This window comes from Streptomyces chisholmiae (assembly GCF_031845445.1).
GTDB lineage: Bacteria > Actinomycetota > Actinomycetes > Streptomycetales > Streptomycetaceae > Streptomyces > Streptomyces chisholmiae.
Window position 1 is genome coordinate 58,586 of record NZ_JAVREO010000025.1, and the last position, 20,937, is coordinate 79,522.

Annotated in this window: 15 protein-coding genes; 13 read left to right on the plus strand and 2 right to left on the minus strand. The window is 75.0% G+C overall.

Going from position 1 to position 20,937, the window contains the following annotated elements; translation table 11 throughout:
* Positions 1 to 67 precede the first annotated feature (67 nt).
* Positions 68 to 1,828, minus strand: a complete 1,761-nt coding sequence (gene treS / locus RM844_RS28970) for a maltose alpha-D-glucosyltransferase (RefSeq protein WP_311670407.1) — start codon at positions 1,826 to 1,828, stop codon at positions 68 to 70.
* A 23-nt stretch (positions 1,829 to 1,851) separates the two neighbouring features.
* On the minus strand, positions 1,852 to 3,849 hold the full coding sequence (locus tag RM844_RS28975) for a maltotransferase domain-containing protein (RefSeq protein WP_311670381.1): 1,998 nt from the start codon (positions 3,847 to 3,849) through the stop codon (positions 1,852 to 1,854).
* Between the two features lie 241 nt (positions 3,850 to 4,090).
* Here RM844_RS28975 and RM844_RS28980 point away from each other — a divergent pair, with 241 nt between their 5' ends.
* The 13 genes from RM844_RS28980 (at position 4,091) to RM844_RS29040 (ending at position 20,862) form a co-directional block, all read left to right on the plus strand.
* A complete protein-coding gene (locus RM844_RS28980) occupies positions 4,091 to 4,918 on the plus strand; it encodes a type 1 glutamine amidotransferase domain-containing protein (protein WP_311670382.1) in 828 nt (275 codons plus the stop codon).
* Between the two features lie 14 nt (positions 4,919 to 4,932).
* The gene (locus RM844_RS28985; RefSeq protein ID WP_311670383.1) at positions 4,933 to 6,528 is read left to right on the plus strand and encodes a thiamine pyrophosphate-binding protein; all 1,596 of its coding nucleotides are present in this window, start codon (positions 4,933 to 4,935) and stop codon (positions 6,526 to 6,528) included.
* A gap of 130 nt (positions 6,529 to 6,658) precedes the next feature.
* A complete protein-coding gene (locus RM844_RS28990) occupies positions 6,659 to 7,165 on the plus strand; it encodes a hypothetical protein (RefSeq protein ID WP_311670384.1) in 507 nt (168 codons plus the stop codon).
* A 148-nt stretch (positions 7,166 to 7,313) separates the two neighbouring features.
* Positions 7,314 to 7,955, plus strand: a complete 642-nt coding sequence (locus RM844_RS28995) for a DJ-1/PfpI family protein (RefSeq protein ID WP_311670385.1) — start codon at positions 7,314 to 7,316, stop codon at positions 7,953 to 7,955.
* Positions 7,952 to 9,787, plus strand: a complete 1,836-nt coding sequence (locus RM844_RS29000; RefSeq protein ID WP_311670386.1) for an AGE family epimerase/isomerase — start codon at positions 7,952 to 7,954, stop codon at positions 9,785 to 9,787. Before RM844_RS28995 ends, RM844_RS29000 begins: the two co-directional genes overlap by 4 nt.
* 2 nt (positions 9,788 to 9,789) lie before the next feature.
* Entirely contained in the window at positions 9,790 to 11,862 is a 2,073-nt protein-coding gene (locus RM844_RS29005) for a glycogen debranching protein (protein WP_311670387.1), read from the plus strand.
* Between the two features lie 11 nt (positions 11,863 to 11,873).
* Positions 11,874 to 12,230, plus strand: a complete 357-nt coding sequence (locus tag RM844_RS29010; RefSeq protein WP_311670388.1) for an STAS domain-containing protein — start codon at positions 11,874 to 11,876, stop codon at positions 12,228 to 12,230.
* 395 nt (positions 12,231 to 12,625) lie between these two features.
* Complete coding sequence (locus RM844_RS29015; protein ID WP_311670389.1) at positions 12,626 to 13,546, plus strand: RICIN domain-containing protein; 921 nt, start codon at positions 12,626 to 12,628, stop codon at positions 13,544 to 13,546.
* Positions 13,547 to 13,676: 130 nt separating this feature from the next.
* Entirely contained in the window at positions 13,677 to 14,660 is a 984-nt protein-coding gene (locus RM844_RS29020) for an aldo/keto reductase (RefSeq protein ID WP_311670390.1), read from the plus strand.
* A 422-nt stretch (positions 14,661 to 15,082) separates the two neighbouring features.
* Positions 15,083 to 16,309 (plus strand): PP2C family protein-serine/threonine phosphatase, encoded by a 1,227-nt coding sequence (locus tag RM844_RS29025; RefSeq protein ID WP_311670391.1) that lies wholly within the window; start codon positions 15,083 to 15,085, stop codon positions 16,307 to 16,309.
* Positions 16,310 to 16,399: 90 nt separating this feature from the next.
* On the plus strand, positions 16,400 to 16,897 hold the full coding sequence (locus RM844_RS29030) for an effector-associated constant component EACC1 (RefSeq protein ID WP_311670392.1): 498 nt from the start codon (positions 16,400 to 16,402) through the stop codon (positions 16,895 to 16,897).
* 7 nt (positions 16,898 to 16,904) lie between these two features.
* Entirely contained in the window at positions 16,905 to 19,436 is a 2,532-nt protein-coding gene (locus RM844_RS29035; RefSeq protein WP_311670393.1) for a caspase, EACC1-associated type, read from the plus strand.
* Positions 19,437 to 19,443: 7 nt separating this feature from the next.
* A complete protein-coding gene (locus RM844_RS29040) occupies positions 19,444 to 20,862 on the plus strand; it encodes an extracellular solute-binding protein (protein ID WP_311670394.1) in 1,419 nt (472 codons plus the stop codon).
* Positions 20,863 to 20,937 lie beyond the last annotated feature (75 nt).

Consider the following 20,937-nt stretch of genomic DNA (forward strand, 5'->3'; position numbering starts at 1 on the left):
GCAGGGGCCGGGGCCGGACGGGACGGGCGGGCCGAGTGGGCTGAGTGGGCTGAGTGGGACGAGTCGGTCATCGCGCGGTCTCCGATGGGACGACGGCGAACCACCGGACGCCCCGGCCGGGCAGCGTCAGCCGCAGCGGCTGGCCGGGGGCCGGCAGCGGCCGGAGCGGCGTGCCGGTCAGCTCGTCGACGATGTCCACCGTGTCGGTGATGTCGGCGATGTCGCAGATCCCGCCGAGGTCGTCGGGCAGTTCGACGGTCACCGTCCTGGGGGTGGCCCCGAGGTTGTTCACGCACACCACCCGGTCCCGCCGGCCGTCCGGCCCGGTGTGGTCCCGGACGAACGCCAGCACCGCGTCGTCCGACGCGGCCAGCGGCTCGAACGTGCCCTCGCCGAAGGCGGGATGCCGGCGGCGGACGCCGAGCAGCCGGCGGGTCAGCCGGAGCAGCGACGCCGGGTCGGCCAGCTGCGCCTCGACGTTGACGGCCGCCTCGTCGTAGCCGGGGCTGGTCACGACCGGCAGCAGGAGCGCGTCCGGGTCGGCGGCGGAGAAGCCGGCGTTCCGGTCGGCCGTCCACTGCATCGGCGTGCGGACCGCGTCCCGGTCGGCCAGCCAGATGTTGTCGCCCATGCCGATCTCGTCGCCGTAGTACAGGACCGGCGAGCCGGGCAGCGAGAGCAGCAGCGCGGTGGCCAGCTCCAGCTGGTCCCGGTCGCCGTCGAGGAGCGGCGCGAGCCGGCGGCGGATGCCGATGTTGGCCCGCATCCGGGGCTCGGGCGCGTACCGCCCGTACAGGTAGGCCCGTTCCTCGTCGGTGACCATCTCCAGGCTCAGCTCGTCGTGGTTGCGCAGGAAGATGCCCCACTGGCAGTCGGCCGGGATGGCCGGCGTGGTGGCCAGGATGTCGACGACCGGGGCGGCCGTCTCCTGCGCGAGCGCCATGAAGACCCGCGGCATCAGCGGGAAGTGGAACGACATGTGGCACTCGTCGCCCGGCACGTCGGGCAGCTGGGGGTCGCCGCCGAAGTAGGCGACCGCGTCGCTGGGCCACTGGTTGGCCTCGGCGAGCAGGACCCGGCCCGGGTACTCGTCGTCGATGATCTTCCGGACGGTCTTCAGGAACGCGTGGGTCCGCGGCAGGTTCTCGCAGTCGGTGCCCTCCTCCTCGAAGAGGTAGGGGACCGCGTCCAGCCGGAAGCCGTCGATGCCCAGGTCGAGCCAGAACCGCAGGGCGTCCAGCATCGCGTCGTGGACCCGTGGGTTCTCGTAGTTCAGGTCCGGTTGGTGGGAGAAGAAGCGGTGCCAGTAGTACTGGCCGCGCACCGGGTCGAAGGACCAGTTCGACGTCTCGGTGTCGACGAAGATGATCCGCGCGTCCCGGTAGGCGGAGTCGTCGTCCGCCCACACGTAGAAGTCGCCGTACCGCCCGTCGGGGTCCCGGCGGGACTCCTGGAACCAGGGGTGCGCGTCGGAGGTGTGGTTCATCACCAGGTCGGTGATGACCCGCATGCCACGGGCGTGCGCGGCGTCCAGCAGCGCGGCGAAGTCGTCAATGGTGCCGAACTCGGGCAGCACCGCGCGGTAGTCGCTGATGTCGTAGCCGCCGTCGCGCAGCGGCGAGGCGTAGAACGGCGGCAGCCACAGGCAGTCGACGCCCAGCCAGGCGAGGTAGTCCAGCCGCTCGGTCAGGCCCCGCAGGTCGCCGACACCGTCGCCGTCGCTGTCCCGGAAGGACCGGACCAGCACCTCGTAGAAGACGGCCCGCCGGTACCAGCCGGGCTCCTCGGCGGCCGGCCGCGCCCGCGGCGCCTCGGCCACCACCGGCACCGCGCCCCGCGGCTCGGGCCGGCTCACGACTCGGCCCTCACCAGGACGCGCGCCACGGACCGCCCCGGGTCGATCCTGACCCGCGCCGTGTCGCCGAAGAGCGCCACCTCGCCGTCCACCTCGTCGCGCAGCAGCAGCGTCGCGCCGGGCGCCGCGCCCAGCGCCTCGGGGATGCCGTGCACCGTGCCCTCCGCCACCTCGTGCGGGTCGAGGGTGACGACGCACAGCACGGCGTCGCCCGTCGCCCGGTCGGTCTTCACGTACGCCAGCAGCGCGTCGTGGTCCACGTCGAGGAACGTGATCCGGCGCAGCTGCCGCAGCGCCGGGCGGGCGCGCCGGATCTGGTTGAGCAGCGTCAGCCAGGGCGCCAGCGAGCGGCCGGCGGCCTCGGCGGCGACGTGGTCGCGGGGCCGCAGCTCGTACTTCTCCGAGTCGAGGTACTCCTCGCCGCCCGCGCGCAGCGGCCGGTGCTCGTACAGCTCGTAGCCGGAGTACACACCCCAGGTCGGCGACAGGGTCGCGGCCAGGGCGGCACGCAGCGCGAACATCGCCGGCTCGCCCGACTGGAGGCCGACGGGCAGGATGTCCGGCGTGTTGACGAAGAGGTTCGGCCGCAGGAAGTCGGCGTCGCCGGCCAGCTCCAGGGCGTAGGAGGTCAGCTCCTCCTTGCTGGTCCGCCAGGTGAAGTACGTGTACGACTGGGTGAAGCCGCCCGCCGCCAGCCCCTTGAGGATCGCCGGCCGGGTGAACGCCTCGGCCAGGAACAGCACGTCCGGGTCGGCCGCCCGCACCTCCCGGATCAGCCGGCTCCAGAACGCCAGCGGCTTGGTGTGCGGGTTGTCGACCCGGAAGATCCGCACCCCGCGGTCCATCCAGAACCGCACGACCCGCAGCACCTCGGCGTACAGGCCCTCGGGGTCACCCTCGAAGTTCAGCGGGTAGATGTCCTCGTACCGCTTGGGCGGGTTCTCGGCGTGGGCGATGGTGCCGTCCGGCTGCCGGGTGAACCACTCGGGGTGCTCGCGGGTCCAGGGGTGGTCGGGCGAGCACTGGAGCGCCAGGTCGAGCGCGATCTCCAGGCCGTGTCGGCGGGCCGCCGTGACGAGGGCGTCGAAGTCGGCCAGGGTGCCGAGCGCGGGGTGGACCGCGTCGTGGCCGCCCTCGGCCGCGCCGATCGCCCACGGCGAGCCCACGTCGTCGGGGCCGGCGCTGAGCGTGTTGTTCCGGCCCTTGCGGCCGGTGTGGCCGATGGGGTGGATCGGCGGCAGGTACACCACGTCGAACCCCATCGCCGCGATGCGCGGCAGGTCGGCGGCGGCCGTCGCGAAGGTCCCGTGCACGGGCCGGCCGGCCGGGTCGGTGCCGCCGGTGGAGCGGGGGAACATCTCGTACCAGGACCCGAAGAGCGCCCGCGGCCGGTCGGCGTGCACGTGGTGCACCCGCGAGCGGGTCACCAGGTCCCGCAGCGGGTGGGCGGCGACCAACTCGGCGATCCGCCGGCCGGTGGCCGCCCGCAGCCGTTCGGCGAGCGGCAGTTCGGCGTTCCGCAGGAGTGCGGCGGCCGCCACCGGGTGCGCGTCGTCGACGACGGTGGCGAGGCGTTCGAGCAGCCGGGCGCCGGTCTCCAGGTCGTTGGCGAGCAGCGGCAGCGGGACCCGGGCGGCGGTCTTGGCGTCGATCGCGCGCCGCCAGGTCGCCCACGGATCGCTCCAGGCCACCACCTGGAACGTCCACGGGCCCTCGTGCTCGGGCACGATGTGCGCCTGCCAGCGGTCCAGGCCAGGGACGACCAGCTCCATGGGGACGGTGACGGTGCGGCCGCTGCCGCGCCGCGCCGGGCGCGGTGGCGCTTCCGCGTCCTCGTGGACCGGGCTCAGGACGACCTCGGCGGCGACGGCCTCGTGGCCCGCGCGCCAGATCGTCGCCTCGACGGCGACGTGTTCCCCGACCACCGCTTTCGCGGGGTGTGTTCCGTCGCCGATGACCGGAGCCAGGTCGGATATGACCAGGTGACCACTCATTGTGGTACCCCCTTTCAAAGGCTTCCGCAGAGATAGTGCGAATCCGGGGGGAATTCATACCGGGCCGTCCGGCGGAATCTCGCACTACGTCAACTCGGCGAAGTCACCCAGGTCGCCATTGCGTGAAGTTGGCCAAGTCGCCAGCCGAACCCGGGAATCCTTGCCGCCGCCCGAATGCCCGGGCTGTACTTCACGTGTCAGAACGACACCGCAGACACCACGGCAGTGCGAGGAGAAAAAGATGTCCAAGCGGATACTCGTCGTCCTCTCCGAATACGGATACTGGGGCGAGGAACTCGTCGGCCCGGTCGAGGCATTCGACCGGCAGGGCTACCAGATCACTTTCATGACGCCCACCGGAAAGCGCCCGCACGCGCTGCCGCCGAGCCTGGACGCCGAGTACGTCGACCCGCCGCTCGGCCGCTCCGTCACCACGCGTGACATGGCCCGCCGCGCCACGGAGCTGGACGAGTCCACCCGGCTGGACAACCCCGTCAGCCTCCAGGCGCTCATCCCCGAGCGGCCCTACTACAGCGCGCTGAACCACCTGCGGGAGGTCGAGGAGTACCACCGGCAGCTCGACACCGCCACCGCCGACCTGGTCTCCGGCTTCGACGCGCTGGTGATCGTCGGCGGCAGCGGCCCCATCGTGGACCTCGCCAACAACGAGCGGCTGCACGAGGTCGTGCTGGCCTTCGTCAGCGCCGACAAGCCGATCCTCGCCGAGTGCTACGGCGTCGCGGTCCTGGCCTTCGCCCGCGACCTGGAGGAGCGCGGCAGCCTGCTGTGGGGCAAGCACGTCACCGGCCACCCCAAGGAGTACGACTACAAGGACGGCACCGGGTTCCTCGGCGTCGACTTCAACATGGGCCCGCCGCCGTACCCGCTGGAGTACATCCTGCGCGACGCGACCGGCCCCGACGGTGGCTTCCACGGCAACGTCGGCAAGGAGACGTCCGTGCTCGTCGACTACCCGTTCGTGACGGCCCGTTCCACCCCCGACTCCGTCCCCTCGGGCGAGCTGCTGGTCCGGGTGCTGGAAGACGGCCTGCGCCGGCACGGCTGGTGAGAGGACGCTTCCCCATGCGCGCGAGGCCAGGAAGAGCCGCCATCTTCGAGCAGTTCGCGGCCGACGGCATCACCCACATGTTCGGCAATCCCGGAACGGTCGAGCAGGGCTTCCTCGACGAGATGCGGAACTCCCGCATGTCGTTCGTGATGGCCCTCCACGAGGGCGCGGCCGTGGGCATCGCCGACGGCTATGCCCGGGTCACCCAGAAGCCGGCGCTGGTCCAGCTGCACAGCGGCGTCGGCCTGGGCAACGGCATCGGCATGCTCTACCAGGCCAAGCGCGGCGGCTCGCCCCTGGTGACCGTGGTCGGCGAGGCCGGTGTCCGCTACGACGCGATGGACGGTCAGATGGCGGCCGACCTGGTCGGCATGGCCGAGCCGGTCGTCAAGTACGCCACCCGCGTCATCGACCCGAACTCCACGCTCCGGGTGCTGCGTCGGGCGGTGAAGATCGCCATGACCCCGCCCCGCGGCCCCGTCGTGGTGGTGCTCCCCGCCGACGTGCTGGACCGGTCCACGACGGAGCCGGCGGTGCCGACATCCATCCCCGACACCCGGGTCGCGCCGCCGACGGAGACCCTGCGGGAGGCGGCCCGGCTGCTGACCGCCGCCCGCCGGCCGCTGATCCTGATGGGCGACGGGGTCGCCGTCAGCGGCGCCCAACAGGAGCTGGCCCAGGTCGCCGAGCGCCTCGGCGCCCCGGTGTGGGGCGTGAACTCGTCCGAGGTGAACATCGACACCCGGCACCCGCTCTACGGCGGGGGACTGGGGCACATGTTCGGCCGGGACAGCGCCCGGGTGGTCGGCGACGCGGACGGCGTGCTGATCGTCGGCACGTACGTCTTCCCCGAGGTGTTCCCGCTGCTGGACAGCCCCTTCCGGTCCGACGCCAGGATCGTGCACATCGATCTGGACGCCTACGAGATCGCGAAGAACTTCCCGGTGGACCTCGGGGTCGTCGCCGACCCGAAGCTGGCCCTGGCCGGGCTGGCCGAGGTGCTGGGGCCGCGCACCCCCATGGTGACGCGGCCCGCGGCCCCGACGCCGCCGGCGCCGGCGGAGGAGTCCCTGATGGACCACTTCGCGCGGGCCCTCGCCGAGCGGTCCCCGGCCGACCTGGTCGTCTTCGACGAGGCGCTGACCGCCGGCGGGCCGCTGGCCCGGCACCTGCCGCCGCGGGTGCCCGGCCGGTTCTTCCAGACCAGGGGCGGCTCGCTCGGGGTGGGCATCCCCGGCGCCATCGGCGCCCGGCTCGCCCACCCGGAGCTGCCGGTGGTCGGCTTCACCGGCGACGGCGGCAGCATGTACACCTTCCAGGCCCTGTGGACGGCCGCCCGGGAGGGCATCGGCGCCAAGTTCGTCATCTGCAACAACGGCCGCTACCGGCTGCTGGACCACAACATCCAGGAGTACTGGCGGGAGCAGGGCATCACGCCGCACGCGTTCCCCGACGCGTTCGACCTGACCCGGCCCCCGATCGGCTTCGTCGAGCTGGCCGCCGCCCTGGGGGTCCCCGGGCGTCGGGTGACCGAACCCGGCGAGGTGGCGGCGGCCGTCGACGCGATGTGGGCGCACGCCGGTCCCTACCTGATCGACCTGGCCGTGTGAGCCGTCCGCCCCGCCGGCCCGGCTGGCCAGCCACCCCGACCCTCGCCGCCAGCCGGGCCGGCGGCCCACGGGCCGCCGGGTCTCCCGCGTGGTCCCCGTCGTGCGAGTCGTGAGAAAGGAACTCCCACCCGTGGCACTTCCCACCGTCACCCCCCTCCCGTCGTCCTCCGAGGGGCCCGCCGCCCCCGTCCCGCCGCCCGCCGCCCCGGCCGCCGTCGACCGCCTGTCGGCCGACATCGTCGAGACGCTGGTGCGCGACTGGCACCAGTGCCTCGCCGACCGCGCGCCGGTCGCGCTGCTGACCTCCGACCTGGCCAACGGGCTGCGCCTCGACCTCCCCGGCGGCGTCGTCCGGGGACTCGCGGAGTTCCGCCGCTGGTACGCGGCCGGCGACCACCTGCCGTTGGCCGGCCGGGGCGTGTCCCTGACGGACGTCCGGGTGCGGCTGCTCTCCCCGGTGCACGGCGAGCTGACGACCACCGCCGGCGGTGGCGCCCCGGGCGCCGCCCCGACCCGGCAGGAGTGGCTGGTGGTGCTCCAGGACGGGGCGCCGCGCATCCGCAGCGTCAGCGTCGAGCCGGCCGCCCCGGCCGCGCCGGTCGCCGCCGGCCAGGCCGCCGTGCTCAACGCCGCCTGAACCGCCGGGCCCGGCCGGCCCGGCGACCAGACCGCCGGCCGGGCCCGGCACCCACCCCAACCACGACGCCACCCGCCTCACCCCAACCACGACGCCACCCACCACCCACCATCCACCGCCACACCGCACCGCCAAGGACGTGATCACCGTGACCACCCGACCCACCCCGTCCCCCAGCCGCCTCGCCGGCCGGCGCATCGGCATCCTCATGGAGAACGACTTCGTCGAGGAGGAGATCTCCTACTACCGACGCCGCTTCGCCGAGGAGGGCGCCGAGGTGGTGCTGCTGACCAGGCTGTGGGGACAGTCCCACCTCTCCTTCAACGGCGCCGAGTTCCGCGCCCCGGTGACCGTCTCCGACGACCTGGAGGCGCTGGACTACACGCAGCTGTCCCGCTTCTCCGCGCTCGTCGTGCCCTCCGGCCAGGTCTCCGACCGGCTGCGCTACAGCGAGGACGTCGAACAGCCGGCCCCCGCCGTCGAGTTGATGCGCCGCGCGTTCCGGTTGCCCAACCTGGTGAAGGCGTTCTCCTGCCACGGCCTGCTGCTGGTCTCGGCCGCGCCCGAGCTGATCCGCGGGCGCGAGGTCACCTGCCACAACAACCTCGTCGGCGACGTCCGCAACATGGGCGGCAACTACACCAACCAGGACGTGGTGGTCGACCGCGACCTGGTGACCAGCCGCACCGTCGCCGAGTGCCACCTGCTGGCCCGGTCCGTGATCGACCTGCTCGCCCCGCCGGCCACCGGCGCCGCGCTCGCCGGCCCCGCCGCCGGAGGCACCGCGTGACCGGCCACCCCTACTCCGACACCACCGCCGGGTACGTCCTGCGGCGCGCCGGCGACCGGGTCGCCCTGCGCGCCCTGGACGGCCGGGAGGTGACCGTCCACCTGACCGCCACCACCTCCGGGCAGCGGCTGCGCAACCTGGGCGAGCCCTACGCGGACGCCACCACCACGCTCCACGACCACCTGACCCCCGGCACCTTCGTCTTCTGCTACGGCCCGGTCTACCCCGAGCCCGACGGCCCGCACCTGCAGGCCGGCCAGCTCGTCGTCGTCACCGAGCCCGGCGCCCGGGCCGGCGCCGCGACCTGGCCGTTCGAACGCCCCGGCTGGTGGACGGAGCAGCTGCGGCAACTCGCCGCCTTCTACGACGCGGCGCAGTTCGGCGGCCCGGGCCACGCCATCGACTTCGGCGACTACCGCACCGACCTCCGCAACAGCGGCGAGAAGGCCGTCCGGCAGGTGCAGGAGACCGACACGATCTCCCGCATGGTCTACGGCATGGCCAGCACGTTCCTGCTGACCGGCGACGAACGCGCGCTGGCCGTCGCCGAGCGCGGCTCCCAGTACCTGCACGACCACATGCGGTTCGTCGACCCCGAGGCGGACGTCGTCTACTGGTACCACGGCACCGACGTCACCGGCGGCCGCGAACGCAAGCTGTTCGCCTCCGAGTTCGGCGACGACTACCGCGCGATCCCGGCCTACGAGCAGATCTACGCGCTGGTCGGCCTCGTGCAGACCTTCCGGGCCACCGGCGACGCCGGCATCCTCGCCGACGTCGAGGGCACCGTCCGGCTCTTCGAGAAGTACTTCCACGACCCGCGCCTGGGCGGCTACTACTCGCACATCGACCCGGTCACCTTCAGCCCACACGAGGCGAGCCTCGGGCCCAACCGCTCCCGGAAGAACTGGAACTCCGTCGGCGACCACGCGCCGGCCTACCTGTTCAACCTCTACCTCGCCACCGGCGAGGAGCGGTACCGCCGGATGCTGGAGCACACCTTCGACATGATCGTCACCCACCTGCCGGACCGCACCCCGGGTGGCAGCCCGTTCGTCAACGAGCGCTTCCACGCCGACTGGACGCCGGACCACGGCTGGGGCTGGCAGCGGGACCGCGCCGTCGTCGGCCACAACCTCAAGATCGCCTGGAACCTGATGCGGATGCAGGCCACGCTGCCCAAGCGCGAGTACCGGGCGCTGGCCGAGGAGATCGGCCGGACCATGCCGGACGTCGGCGGCGACCGGCAGCGCGGCGGCTGGTACGACCTGGTGGAACGCCGCGCAGACCGGGGCCGGCACCCCTTCGTGTGGCACGACCGCAAGGTGTGGTGGCAGCAGGAGCAGGCGATCCTCGCCTACCTCATCCTCGCCGGCCACACCCGCGACGACGACTTCCTGCGGCACGCCAGGGAGTCCGCCGCGTTCTACAACTCCTTCTTCCTCGACCACGACGAGGGCGGCGTCTTCTTCACCGTGCTCGCCTCCGGCCTGCCGTTCCTGGTCGGCGACGAGCGGCTGAAGGGCAGCCACGCCATGGCGATGTACCACAAGGCCGAACTCTGCTACCTCGCCGAGGTGTACACCCGGCTGCTGGTCCACCGCGAGCCGCTGGACCTGTACTTCCGGCCGCGCCCCGACGCGGCCTTCCCCGACCGGCGCTTGCGGGTCTCGCCCGACGTGCTGCCGCGCGGCGCGGTCCTGCTGGACCAGGTCACCGTCGACGGCACCCCGTACGACGACTTCGACCCGACCGGGCTGACCGTGCGGCTGCCGGACTCCGACCAGCCGCTCCTGGTCCGGGCCCGGGTGCGACCGACCGGAGGCGACTGACCGTGTCCGCGTCCCGCGACCCGGCGGCCGCGCCGGGCGGCCTGCGCGCCGAGGCCGGCACCCCCGCACCGCTCGGCGCCACGGTCGTCGACGGCGGCGTCAACTTCGCCGTGGCGACCGCCCCCGGCCGCCGGGTCGTGCTCGTGCTGTGCGACCCGGCGGACGGGGCCGTCACCGCCGAGCTGCCGTTCCCCGCCGAGCCGCACCACGGGCCGCACGGCGACGTCCACGCCATGACCGTGCGCGGCCCGCACCCGGCCCTCTCCCACTACGGCTACCGCGTCGAGCCGGGACCGGCCACCGTCCTGCTCGACCCGTACGCCCGCGAACTCGCCGGCACCGGCCCGTTCGGCACCCGCCCCGCCTACCGCTCGGTCGTGCCCGACCCCGAGGCGGCCGCGTTCGACTGGGGCGACGACCGGCGGCCCCGCCACCCGGCCGGCGACCTCGTCCTCTACGAACTCCACGTCCGTGGCTTCACCCGCGACCCGTCGTCCGGGGTCGCCCACCCCGGCACCTACGCCGGCCTGCGGGAGAAGCTCCCCTACCTGGCCGCGCTCGGCGTCACCGCCGTCGAACTCCTGCCGGTCTTCGAGTTCGACGAGACCGACAACACCTACGCGGCGCCCGGGACCGGCGAACCGCTGCCGAACTACTGGGGCTACAACACCGTCGCGTTCCTCGCCCCCAAGGCCGGCTACGCCGCCGACCGGGGCCCCGGCGGCCCGGCACGCGAGCTGAAGGAGCTGGTGCGGGCGTGCCACGCCGCCGGCATCGAGGTGATCCTCGACGTCGTCCTCAATCACACCGCCGAGGGCGACCACCGCGGCCCCACCCTGTCCTTCCGCGCCCTCCACGAGGCCGCCTACTACCTCCTCGACGCCGACGGCCGGCACCGCAACCTCACCGCGACCGGCAACACCGTCAACGCCAACCACCCGGTGGCCAGCGCGTTCCTCCTGGACTGCCTGCGCCACTGGGCCACCGAGTACCACGTCGACGGCTTCCGCTTCGACATGGCCAGCATCCTCACCCGCGGCACCGACGGCGCCGTGCTCGAGGACCCGCCGCTGGTCCGCGCCATCGCCACCGACCCGGTGCTGGCCGACCTGCGCCTGATCGCCGAGGCCAGCGACGCGGCCGGCACCGAACAGGTGGGCTCCTTCCCGCACTTCGGGCGGTGGAGCGAGTGGAACATGCGCTACCGCGACACGATCCGCCGCTTCCTGCTCGGCCGCCCGGGCAGCACGGCGGCGTTCGCCACCCGGCTGGTCGGCTCCCCCGACCTCTACCCGGGCCGCGGCGCTGCCCCCTCGATCAACTACGTCACCTGCCACGACGGCTTCACGCTCGCCGACCTCACCGCCTACGACCACCGCCACAACGCGGCCAACGGGGAGGGCGGCGGCGACGGCATCCCCGGCGAGGACAGCTGGAACCACGGCCACGAGGGGCCGACCGACGACCCGGCGATCCGCGCGCTCCGGGCCCGCCAGGCGCGCAACGCCCTGCTGCTGCTCCTGACCAGCCGGGGCGTGCCCATGCTGCTGGCCGGCGACGAGCACGGGCGCACCCAGGGCGGCAACAACAACGCCTACAGCCAGGACAACCCCACCAGTTGGCTCGACTGGAGCCTCGCCGACGCCCCGCCGGGCGCCGCACTGCTCCGCTTCACGCGGCGCTGCCTGGCGTTCCGCCGCGCCCACCCGGTGCTCCGCCGCCTCGACCACCCCGAGGGGCGCCGCCGGCCGGGCGCGCCCCACCCCCCGGTCAGCTGGCACGGCGAGACCCCGGACCAGCCCGACTGGTCCGCCGCCTCGACGCTGCTGGCCGTCCTGCTGCACGACGAAGCCGCGGACGACACCGTCTACCTCGCCGCCAACACCGGCGACGCCCCCCGCACGGTCCGGGCCCCGGCCCCGCCGCCCGGCCGCCGCTGGCACGTCTTCGCCGACACCGCGGCGCCCCCCGGCGCGGACGCCCACCCGCCGGGGGCCGAACCCCCGTGCCCCGACCCCGACCGCCTCACCCTGCCGCCGCGCGCCACCACCCTGCTCGTCGCCCACCCGCTCTGAAGGGAGCCCTCATGTCCAGCTCCGCCACCGACGCCCCCCGTCCGTTCGACGCCTCGGTCGGCGCCGTCGGGTCCAGCACGGTGCTGCGCCTCTCCGGCGACCTCACCGAAGCCGACGTGCCGGCGCTGCGCGGGCTCGTCGACCGGGCCGTCGCCGAGACCGCCGACCGGGCGGCCCGGCGCCTGGTGATCGACGTGCACGAGCTCGGTTCGATGGCCCCGGCCGGGCTGCGCTGCCTGGCCTTCGCCCAGCAACACCTGCCGCCGACCACGGAGATCGCGATCGACGGCGCCTCGCCGAGCTTCCACGCCGCCCTCGACCGCGGCCGGCTGACCCAGTCCATGACCGTCATCACGGCCACCGCCTGAGCCCCGCCCAACCCCCGCGCCCTTCCCGGGCGCGGGGGTTGGGGCGCGGGAGAGACCGCCCAGCTGGCGTCACGCGGTGTGTGTGGTCGGCGGCGTACCGAGGGAAGACGGCGTTTACTGAACCTTTTCGCTTCCTGCCGCGTGGAGCAAAGAGACCGGGCCGCGTCGGCGCGCCCCGGCAGCCCGACATGGACCGCGCCCGCCCTGGCGCGGGAAGGGAGCCCGCCGACCCCGCCCGCACGCCAGGAGACGAAAGGTGAGACCAGCGAGTGTTCAGGAGAGAACGCGGCTCAGCGCCCGAGCAACATCCCCGAGGGGACGAGGACCCGATCGTCCCCCGCCCCGGTTCGGCGAGGCCTCGCGGCTTCGCCGCCGCCTTCACCCGGGACCCGGCCGTGGCGCGCCGGGGACTGGTGCCGGGGCGGCGGGTCTTCACCTCGCTGGGCTGGGGCGTGGCGGGCACGTGCGTCGCCGGCCTGGTCGTCGTGCTCGTCGGAGGGCTGCTGACCCCGGACGCCGGCACCGCCAACGCCGCCCCCGAGCCGACTGACCGCGCCACCGGGGAGGCGCCGCGCCCGCCCGCCGACCCGGACGAGGAGCCGCCGGAGCGGACGGACGCCACCGACGAAGTGGCGGGTGAGGAGGACGCGGAGCGGTCGGGGGACGAGCCACCCGCCGAGGCGGGCGGGCCGGACGACGCCGGGGAGCGCGGGGCGGACGACGCGCCCGCCGTGCCGCCCGCCGAGGCCGCGCCGGACGGTGGCGGCGAAGCGGACGCCGGCGAAGCGGAAGCCGAGGCGACCGAGGTGACCGAGGAGCGCGCGCCGGACCCCGAGTCGACGGGCGGAGGGGCGCGGCGGGAGTCGACGGAGAGCCTGGCGGCGGGGGTGGCGGACGGCGGGGTCTACCGGGTGGTCAGTCCCGGCGGGCGCTGTCTGAGCGTCAAGTACGACTCGCGGGAGCCGGGCGGCCGGATGGTCTGGCTGGACTGCGACGGCCGGGGGAGTCAGGACTGGCGGCTCCGCGCCGACGGCTCCGGCGCGGTCACGGTGAGTGTCGGCTCCAGCGGACTGTGCCTGGACACCGAGGAGGCGTCCGCCGAGGTGAAGGCCAAGGTGGTGCAGTGGACCTGCGACGCCGGGCGGAACCAGCGGTGGCGGCTGGTGGAGGCCGGCGGCGGCTACGTCCAACTGGTGTCGGTCCGCGCCGGTCTGTGTCTCACCGCGAGCCAGTACCAGAACGAGGACCTCATCCACAGCCGGCTCTTCTCGTGCGCCAGCGACCAACCGCAGGAGTGGCGGCTGGAGCCGCGCTGAGCCACGGTGGGTGCGCGGTGCGCGGTGCGCGGTGCCGGCAACCGGCGTGCCGGTGGACGGAGTTGGCGACCGGGCCGCGGTGGAGTCACCTCCGCCGCCGGGTCGGCCGGCCGCCTGAGAGGATGCCGGCATGGAGCGACGCGCGTTTGACCGGTTGGGGCGGCGGGTCTCCGTCGTGGGGCTCGGGACCTGGCAGCTGGGCGGTGACTGGGGCGAGGTCCCCGAGGCCGCCGCCCGCCAGGTGCTGGACGCCGCGGTGGAGTCCGGGGTGGACTTCCTGGACACCGCCGACGTGTACGGCGACGGCCGCAGCGAGCGGCTGATCGGCCGCTACCTGCGGGACCGGCCGGACGCCCGGCCGCTGGTGGCGACGAAGATGGGCCGCCGGGCCGAGCAGCTGCCCGAGCACTACACGTTGGACAACTTCCGCGCGTGGACCGACCGTTCGCGGGCCAACCTGGGCGTGGACCGGCTCGACCTGGTGCAGCTGCACTGCCCGCCGACCGCGGTGCTGGCGAGCGACGCGGTGTACGACGCGCTGGACACCCTGGTCGCCGAGGAGCGGGTGGCCGGCTACGGGGTGAGCGTGGAGACCTGTGCGCAGGCGCTGACCGCGCTCGCCAGGCCGGGGGTGGCCAGCCTCCAGATCATTCTCAACCCGTTCCGGCGCAAGCCGCTGGAGCGGGTGCTGCCGGCGGCCGCGGCGGCCGGGGTCGGGGTGATCGTCCGGGTGCCGCTGGCCTCCGGGCTGCTCTCCGGGCGGTACACCGAGGCCACCGTCTTCGCGGACGGCGACCACCGCACCTTCAACCGGCACGGCGAGGCGTTCGACCAGGGGGAGACGTTCTCCGGCGTGGACTTCGCCACCGGCGTGGCCGCCGCCGCCGAGTTCGCCGCGCTGCTGCCGACGGCGGTGAGCCCGGCGGCCGCCGCGCTCCGCTGGGCGGTGCAGCAGCCGGGCGTGACGTCGGTGATCCCCGGGGCCAGGTCGGCCGAGCAGGCCAGGGCCAACGCGGCGGCCGCCGACCTGCCGGCGCTGGACGAGGCGACGCTGGCCGCCGTCGCCGACCTCTACGACCGGCGGTTCCGGGCCCAGGTCCACCACCGCTGGTGAGCCGGCCGCCGCGCGCCCCGGGCCGGCCCGGCGCGCCGGCCGGGGGCCGCACCACCGCCGGTGTCCCCGCACGCCGTTCGGCGCACCGCGCGCCCCGTTTTCGCGCCCCTGGGGGACGGAAAGGCTGCCGGTGGGCAGCGCGGCGCTGCCGTCCCGTGGGAACGCAGGGGGTCCGATGAGGCGGTGCGGGAAGCGGCCGGTGGTGGGTTCTGGGGTGCCCGCTCGGCTTTCCCCCGGCGTGTCCCGGCCGATACGCGGCGATCGGCCGGGCGACGCCTGATCAGCGCATCGGTGCCGCACGGCCGGAGACGGCCGTGTCGTGGCGTGGCCGGGCTGCTGGGGCCCGGCCACCCCACCGTGCTCCGGTCGCGGCGCCGCTGCCCCGACCGCAGAGTGGGATGGTGTGGACGCGAGAGCCTGGCGTGGGTTGGTGGCGGCTGTACCCCGGCGTGCCCGGGGCGCTGCTGTTGATCGGTGCCGTGCTGGACTTCGTCACGCCGCCCCATGTCACCCTGACGCCCTGCTATGTGGCGGCGCCGATCGCCGCCGCGCCCGTGCTCTCGTTCTGGGCGACCGGGGTCTACGGCCTGCTGGCCACCGCGCTGGTCGTGCTGGAGATGACGCGGATCGTGCCGCACGGCCCGGAGGCCGCGATCAAGATCGGCACCGTGGCGTCCATGGCGCTCTTCGCCCTGCTGTTGAACCGGATGCTGTTCCGCAGGGACGAGCGGATCGCCTCGGTGCGGCGGATCGCCGAGACGGTGCAGCGCGCCGTGGTGCCGGAGCCGCCGGACGAGGTGGGGCCGCTGCGGGTGGCCGCCCGCTACCGGGCGGCCCAGCGGGACACCCTGATCGGCGGCGACCTGTACTCGGTGCGCCGCACCCCGCACGGCGTGCGGATGCTGGTCGGCGACGTCCGGGGGAAGGGGCTCGGCGCGACCGAGGTGGTGGCGGTGCTGCTCGGGGCCTTCCGGGAGGCGGCCGAGACCGAGCCGGAGCTGAGCGCGGTGGCCGCCCGGATGGAGGACACCCTGCTGCGGGAGCGGCGGCACCACCCCTCGTTGGAGTCCAACGAGGGGTTCACCACGGCCGTGCTGGTCGAGCTGCCGGACGATCCGCCGGCCCGGCTGCGGATGATCAACCGGGGCCACCCGCCGCCGGTGCTGCTCGGCCCGGACGGGGCCGCCCGTTACCTCTCGGCGGGGGCCGTCGAGGCGGCCGGGCGCCCGGGCCGGGAAGCGCCCCCCGGCCAGGACGGGGGCGCGGAGGCCGGCCCGGACGAGCGCCCCCGCCGGGGCGGGGCGGCGGACGGCGAGCCGCCCGCCGACCCGGCCCTGCCGCTCGGGCTGCGCGAGCTGTACGACCGCCAGGACCAGACCACCACCATCGCCGCGTTCCCGCCGGGCGCCCTGTTGTTGCTGTACACCGACGGGCTGAGCGAGGCGCGGGACGCCGACGGCGTGTTCTACGACCCGGTGGCCGGGCTGGCGGGCCGGCGCTTCGCCTCGCCGGCCGAGCTGCTGGACGCGTTGCTGGCGGACGTGGTGGCGCACAGCGGGGGCGGCCTCAAGGACGATCTGGCGCTCCTCGCCGTGCAACATCCCGCCGCCCGATCCGTTCCCAACGCCGAAGCCGTGGTGTTAACTTGACCCTCTGTGCCCAGCTCTGTGCGCAGCGGTGCGGCGTGGGGGGACCCGGGGCGGCGGGCGTTCCGGGACGCGTGGCGAGGGGTGACCAGCGTGGCGGAGTACGTGTCGGACGCGGAGCACGGGGACCGCGGCCAGCCGAGCGAGGACGGGGCGCCGGCGGTCCGGCTGCGGATCGGGGTGGCCGAGTCCGAGCCGGCGGAGAACGACCTTGAGCTGTTACGCGCCTGGCTGGCCAGCGATCCAGGGCTGCCCAGGACGGAGCTGTCCACCCCCGAGGGCCGGATGGGCACCGGGGAGGAGATCCTGGTCGCCGTCTTCGACGTGGCGGTCCGGGTGGCCCTGGGCGCGCTGCTCCGCTCGCTCGCCAACCACGTCAGCAACCGCCGGAAGAAGCTCACGGTGCGGGTCACCCTGCCCGACGGCACCGAGGTGACCCTCTCCTCCGCCCAGCACACCAAGGGGGAGCTGCGCGACCGGGTGGAGAAGCTGGCCCGGGCGATCGAGCGCGACCAGCCGGACCGGCCGGGCGGTGACGGGCCGGACCGGCCGGGCCGGGCGGGCGACGACGACGAGCGGGCTCCGGAGTAGCCGGACCGTGGCCCAGGTGCCCGACGCCCGCCGCTCGCGGGTGCTGCTGATCGGCGCCGCCGAGTACCGCGACCCCACCTGGGGCGACATCCCCGGGGTGGCCCACAACCTCCGGGGACTGCGGGACGAGCTGCTCGGCCAGGACGAGGCCGGCCGCGCGGTGCCCAGCACCTGCGAGCTGTCCCACTCACGGGACCGCGAGGCCGTGCTCAACGCGGTGCGGCGGGCCGCCGACACCGCCCGCGACCTGCTGCTGGTCTACTTCAGCGGCCACGGCCAGCTGCACTTCGACACCCGGCGCGGCAGCACCGAGCTGCTCCTGGTGCCCGCCGACTGCCCCAGGGAACGGGTGTGGGAGCACGCCATCCCCTACTCCTGGCTGCGGGACACGGTGCGCAGCTCCCCGGCCCGCCGGGTGGTGCTGATCCTGGACTGCTGCCACTCCGGGCAGGCGCACCGGGAACACGAGCCGGGCCGGACCGCGTTCGCGCTGCTGACCTCCTGCCGGGCGCACGAGGACCAGGACCGGGGCGACGGCCTGGGCCCCACCCCGTTCACCCGGGCGCTGCTCACCGTGCTGCGCGCGCACCGGTTGCGCCGCCAGCCCCTCACCGTCGCCGAACTCCACCGCAAGCTCCGCCTGTTGGCCGGCCGGGCCGCGCAGCGGGCGGCGGCGGACGCGGACAGCCACCGCAACGACTGGGCGCCCCGGCTCACCGCGTCGGCCGCCGGCGCCACCGTGGTGCTCTCCCATGTCGCCCAGGGCCCGGAGCCCGGCCCGCTGGCCCGGCTGGCCGCCCGGCGGCAGCGGTTCCGCGCCACCTGGGGGCACTTCCGCGAGCGGGCGCACTGGCGGCCGCTGGCCGGGCTGGTGCTGCTGGCACTGCTGCTCCCGCTGGGCGCCGGCGGGCTGCTCTGGGACCGGTGGCGGGAGCGGGACGCGGCCGCCGACCGTTGCCGGGTGCCGCTCCAGCTGCGGGTGTTGACCACCCCCGAGTACCAACAGCCGCTGGCCCGCGCGCTGTCGGCGTTCCAGCCCGACCCGGCCGCCGCCGACCTCGTCGGCCCCGGGCCGCGCGACTGCCGACGGGTGGAGGTCCAGGTCTACGGCGCGCCGGGGGCGGCGGTGGTGGACGCCTTCGGGCACTCGGCCGACTGGGTCTCGCCCGGCCGGCCGTGCGCCCCGCCGGCGCCCGCGTCGGCCACCGACCAGCCGTGCCGCGAACTCCCGCGCGACGTCGGCCCGTTGCCGGACGTCTGGCTGCCGGCCTCGGCGACCGCGGTGGACCGGGCCCGGCCGGCGACGCTGGCCAGGGAGAGCCGGGTCGACCTGGGGGAGGCGACCGAACTGGCCAGGACGCCGGCCGTGTTGGCGGTCGCCGGCGAGCTGGCCGGGGTCGCCCGCACCGGCGAGCCGCTGGCCCGGCTGCTGGCCGCGGCCGGCGACGGGGTGCGGCACGCCGCGCCGCACTCCTCGGACGCCGCCCTGCTGCACGGCCTGCGGGCCGGCCGGGACTGGACGCCGGACCCGGAGCCGGCGCCGGACGACCAGCGGCTGCTGTGCGGCCTCAGCCCGGACGAGCCGACCCCCCACCTGCTGCTCGCCGAACGGTCGATGCTGCCGCTGGTCGGCGAGTCGCCGGCGCCCTGCCTCCCGGAGGGCGGCTGGCGGGTCGGCCTCGGCGAGCGTTACACCGCCTACTACCCGGTGGACGTGCCGCCGCTCGACCTGACCTTCGTGCCGGTCAGCTGGCGGGACGCGGACCGGGACGTCACCCAACGGCGGGCCGCCGTCGAGCTGTTGCGGACGTGGCTGACCTCGGACGCCGGCCGGGCGGCGCTCACCGCGGAGGGCTTCCGCCAGCGGGAGCCGTGGGCCGACGGCTTCGTCGGCGACCCGGAGCTGCTCAACCGGCGCCCCTTCGTGCACGGCCTGCCCGCCCCGGCGGAGCCGGCCGACGCGGCCGCGGTGGCCGAGTACCTGGCCGCCGGGGCGGCGGACCGGGCACCCCGGCGGGTGGTCTTCGTGCTGGACGTCTCCGCCTCGGTGCTGGGCGCCGATGGCCGGCTGGCGGTGGTGCGGGACACGCTCCGGCAGGCGGTCGGCGCGCTCACCGCCGAGGACGAGTTCGCCGTGGTCAGCATGCCGGGCCCGGGCGGCGCCGCGGTCGGCGTGCCGCGCGACCTCGGCCCGCCGGACGCGTCGGGGATCGACGGACTGCTGGCCGAACTCGCCCCGGTGCGGGGCGAGGTGGCGCTGGAGGTGCCGATCGCCGAGGCCGACCGGCTGCTGGCCGGGCGGGGCCGCGGCGCGGCCACCGAGGTGCTGGTGCTGATCACCGACGACGGGCACCGCACCGACGCGTCGGCCGCGCTGGCCGCCGCGGACGTCGACAGCACGCTGGTGGTCTCGGTGCTGGACGGCGGCTGCGACCGCTCCCCGGTCGACGAGCTGACCCGGGCGGACAGCTGCCTGGACGAGCCGGGCGGACAGCCGGTCGCCCTGGCGACCTGGCTCCGCGGCCTGGGCGAGGGGTGAGCCGCTGATGCGCGAAGCGGCCCTGGTCGGCGCGGCGCTGCTGGCGCTGGCCACCGCCTGCACCGGTGGGCCGGCGCCGGCCGCGATCACCCCGGGACCGGCCCCGCCGGACGACGTCCCCCTGGTGGTGGTCAGCGCCGCCGACCTGACCAGCCCCGACGAGAGCGGGGTGCGGCAGTCGTTGATCGACGCGTGGAACGAGCGCAGCCCCATCAAGGCCCGCCTGGTGGAGCTGTCCAGCACGGACGGGGACGCCAGGGCCGAGGTGCTGGCCGGCCTCCAGTCCGGCGCGGCCGAGTACGACGTGCTCAACCTGGACGTCAGCTGGATACCCGAGTTCGCCGCCGCCGGGCTGGTCACCGAGCTGGACGAGCGCCTGGTCGAGCCGGAGTTCGTGGCCGACGTGGCACGCACCGGCTGGTGGCGGGACCGCCTCTACGCGGTTCCGTTCAACACCGACGTCGGGCTGCTCTACTACCGGCGGGACCTGCTGGAGTCGGTCGACCTGTGGGGCGACTCGCTGCCCGCGCTCTACGCCGGCCGGGCCGGCGGCCAGCGGACCGCCACCTACGTCACCCAACTGCGGCCCTACGAGGGGCTGGTGGTCAACGTGCTGGAGGCGCTGTGGACCGCCGTCCCGGACCGCGCCCTGGTCGACGCGGACGGCGACTACGTCGGCACCCTGCCCCAACTGGAGGCGGGTCTGGGCCTGTTGCGGGACATCGCGGACCGGGCGCACCTGAGCACCGCCGCGCTCGACGCCGACGAGACCGGCGCCCTGGAGGAGTTCGCCCGGCTGGACGGGGGCACCGCGCTGATGCGCAACTGGCCCTTCGCGCTCAACCGGGTCGCCGACCGGCTGGCCGCCGACCGGGTGCCGTTCGGGGTGACCAGGCTGCCCGGCGTCGCCGCGCTCGGCGGGCAGAGCCTGGCCGTCGCGGCCAGCAGCCCGCGGGCCGCGGCGGCCGAGGAGCTGATCCGCTTCCTGACCGGCGACCCGGCCAACCAGGCCAGGCTGCTGGACGCCGGCTTCGCGCCCGCGTTGAGCGCCGCCTACCGGCTCCCGGCCGACTTCGGCCGGGCGGACTGCGAGCCGACCCTGCGGGTGGCCACCCCGACCACCGACGACGGCTCCGGCTGGGCCGGCACGTCGGGGAGCGGGGAGGAGGCCCGTTGGCGGCCGGACCGGCGGGCCCACGCCGCGCTGCTGTGGTGCGCCCTCCAGGACGCCAGGAGCCGCCCGGCGACGCCCTACTACCGGCAGTTCTCCCAGGTGATCCAGGAGGAGGTCGGCCGGCTGCTGACCGAGGACCCGGCCCGTGGGCAGAGCGTCGAGGAGACCGCCGAGCGGCTGCACGCCCGGCTGCCGTTGGCGCTCCAGGGCCGGCTGCCGCCCCCGACCGGGCCACAAGATCACGGAGGGTGAGAGGGAAGCCCCGCTCCGCATAACGATTGACGCACTATCAGAATGCGACACAGGCCACACCGGTTTGAAATTATG

What these genes read in the sequence shown, in the direction of transcription:
- RM844_RS28975 (WP_311670381.1), bottom strand. Translation starts at nt 3,849, where the DNA reads ATGAGTGGTCACCTGGTCATATCCGACCTGGCTCCGGTCATCGGCGAC.
- RM844_RS28980 (WP_311670382.1), top strand. Translation starts at nt 4,091, where the DNA reads ATGTCCAAGCGGATACTCGTCGTCCTCTCCGAATACGGATACTGGGGC.
- RM844_RS28985 (WP_311670383.1), top strand. Translation starts at nt 4,933, where the DNA reads ATGCGCGCGAGGCCAGGAAGAGCCGCCATCTTCGAGCAGTTCGCGGCC.
- RM844_RS29010 (WP_311670388.1), top strand. Translation starts at nt 11,874, where the DNA reads ATGTCCAGCTCCGCCACCGACGCCCCCCGTCCGTTCGACGCCTCGGTC.
- RM844_RS29020 (WP_311670390.1), top strand. Translation starts at nt 13,677, where the DNA reads ATGGAGCGACGCGCGTTTGACCGGTTGGGGCGGCGGGTCTCCGTCGTG.
- RM844_RS29040 (WP_311670394.1), top strand. Translation starts at nt 19,444, where the DNA reads ATGCGCGAAGCGGCCCTGGTCGGCGCGGCGCTGCTGGCGCTGGCCACC.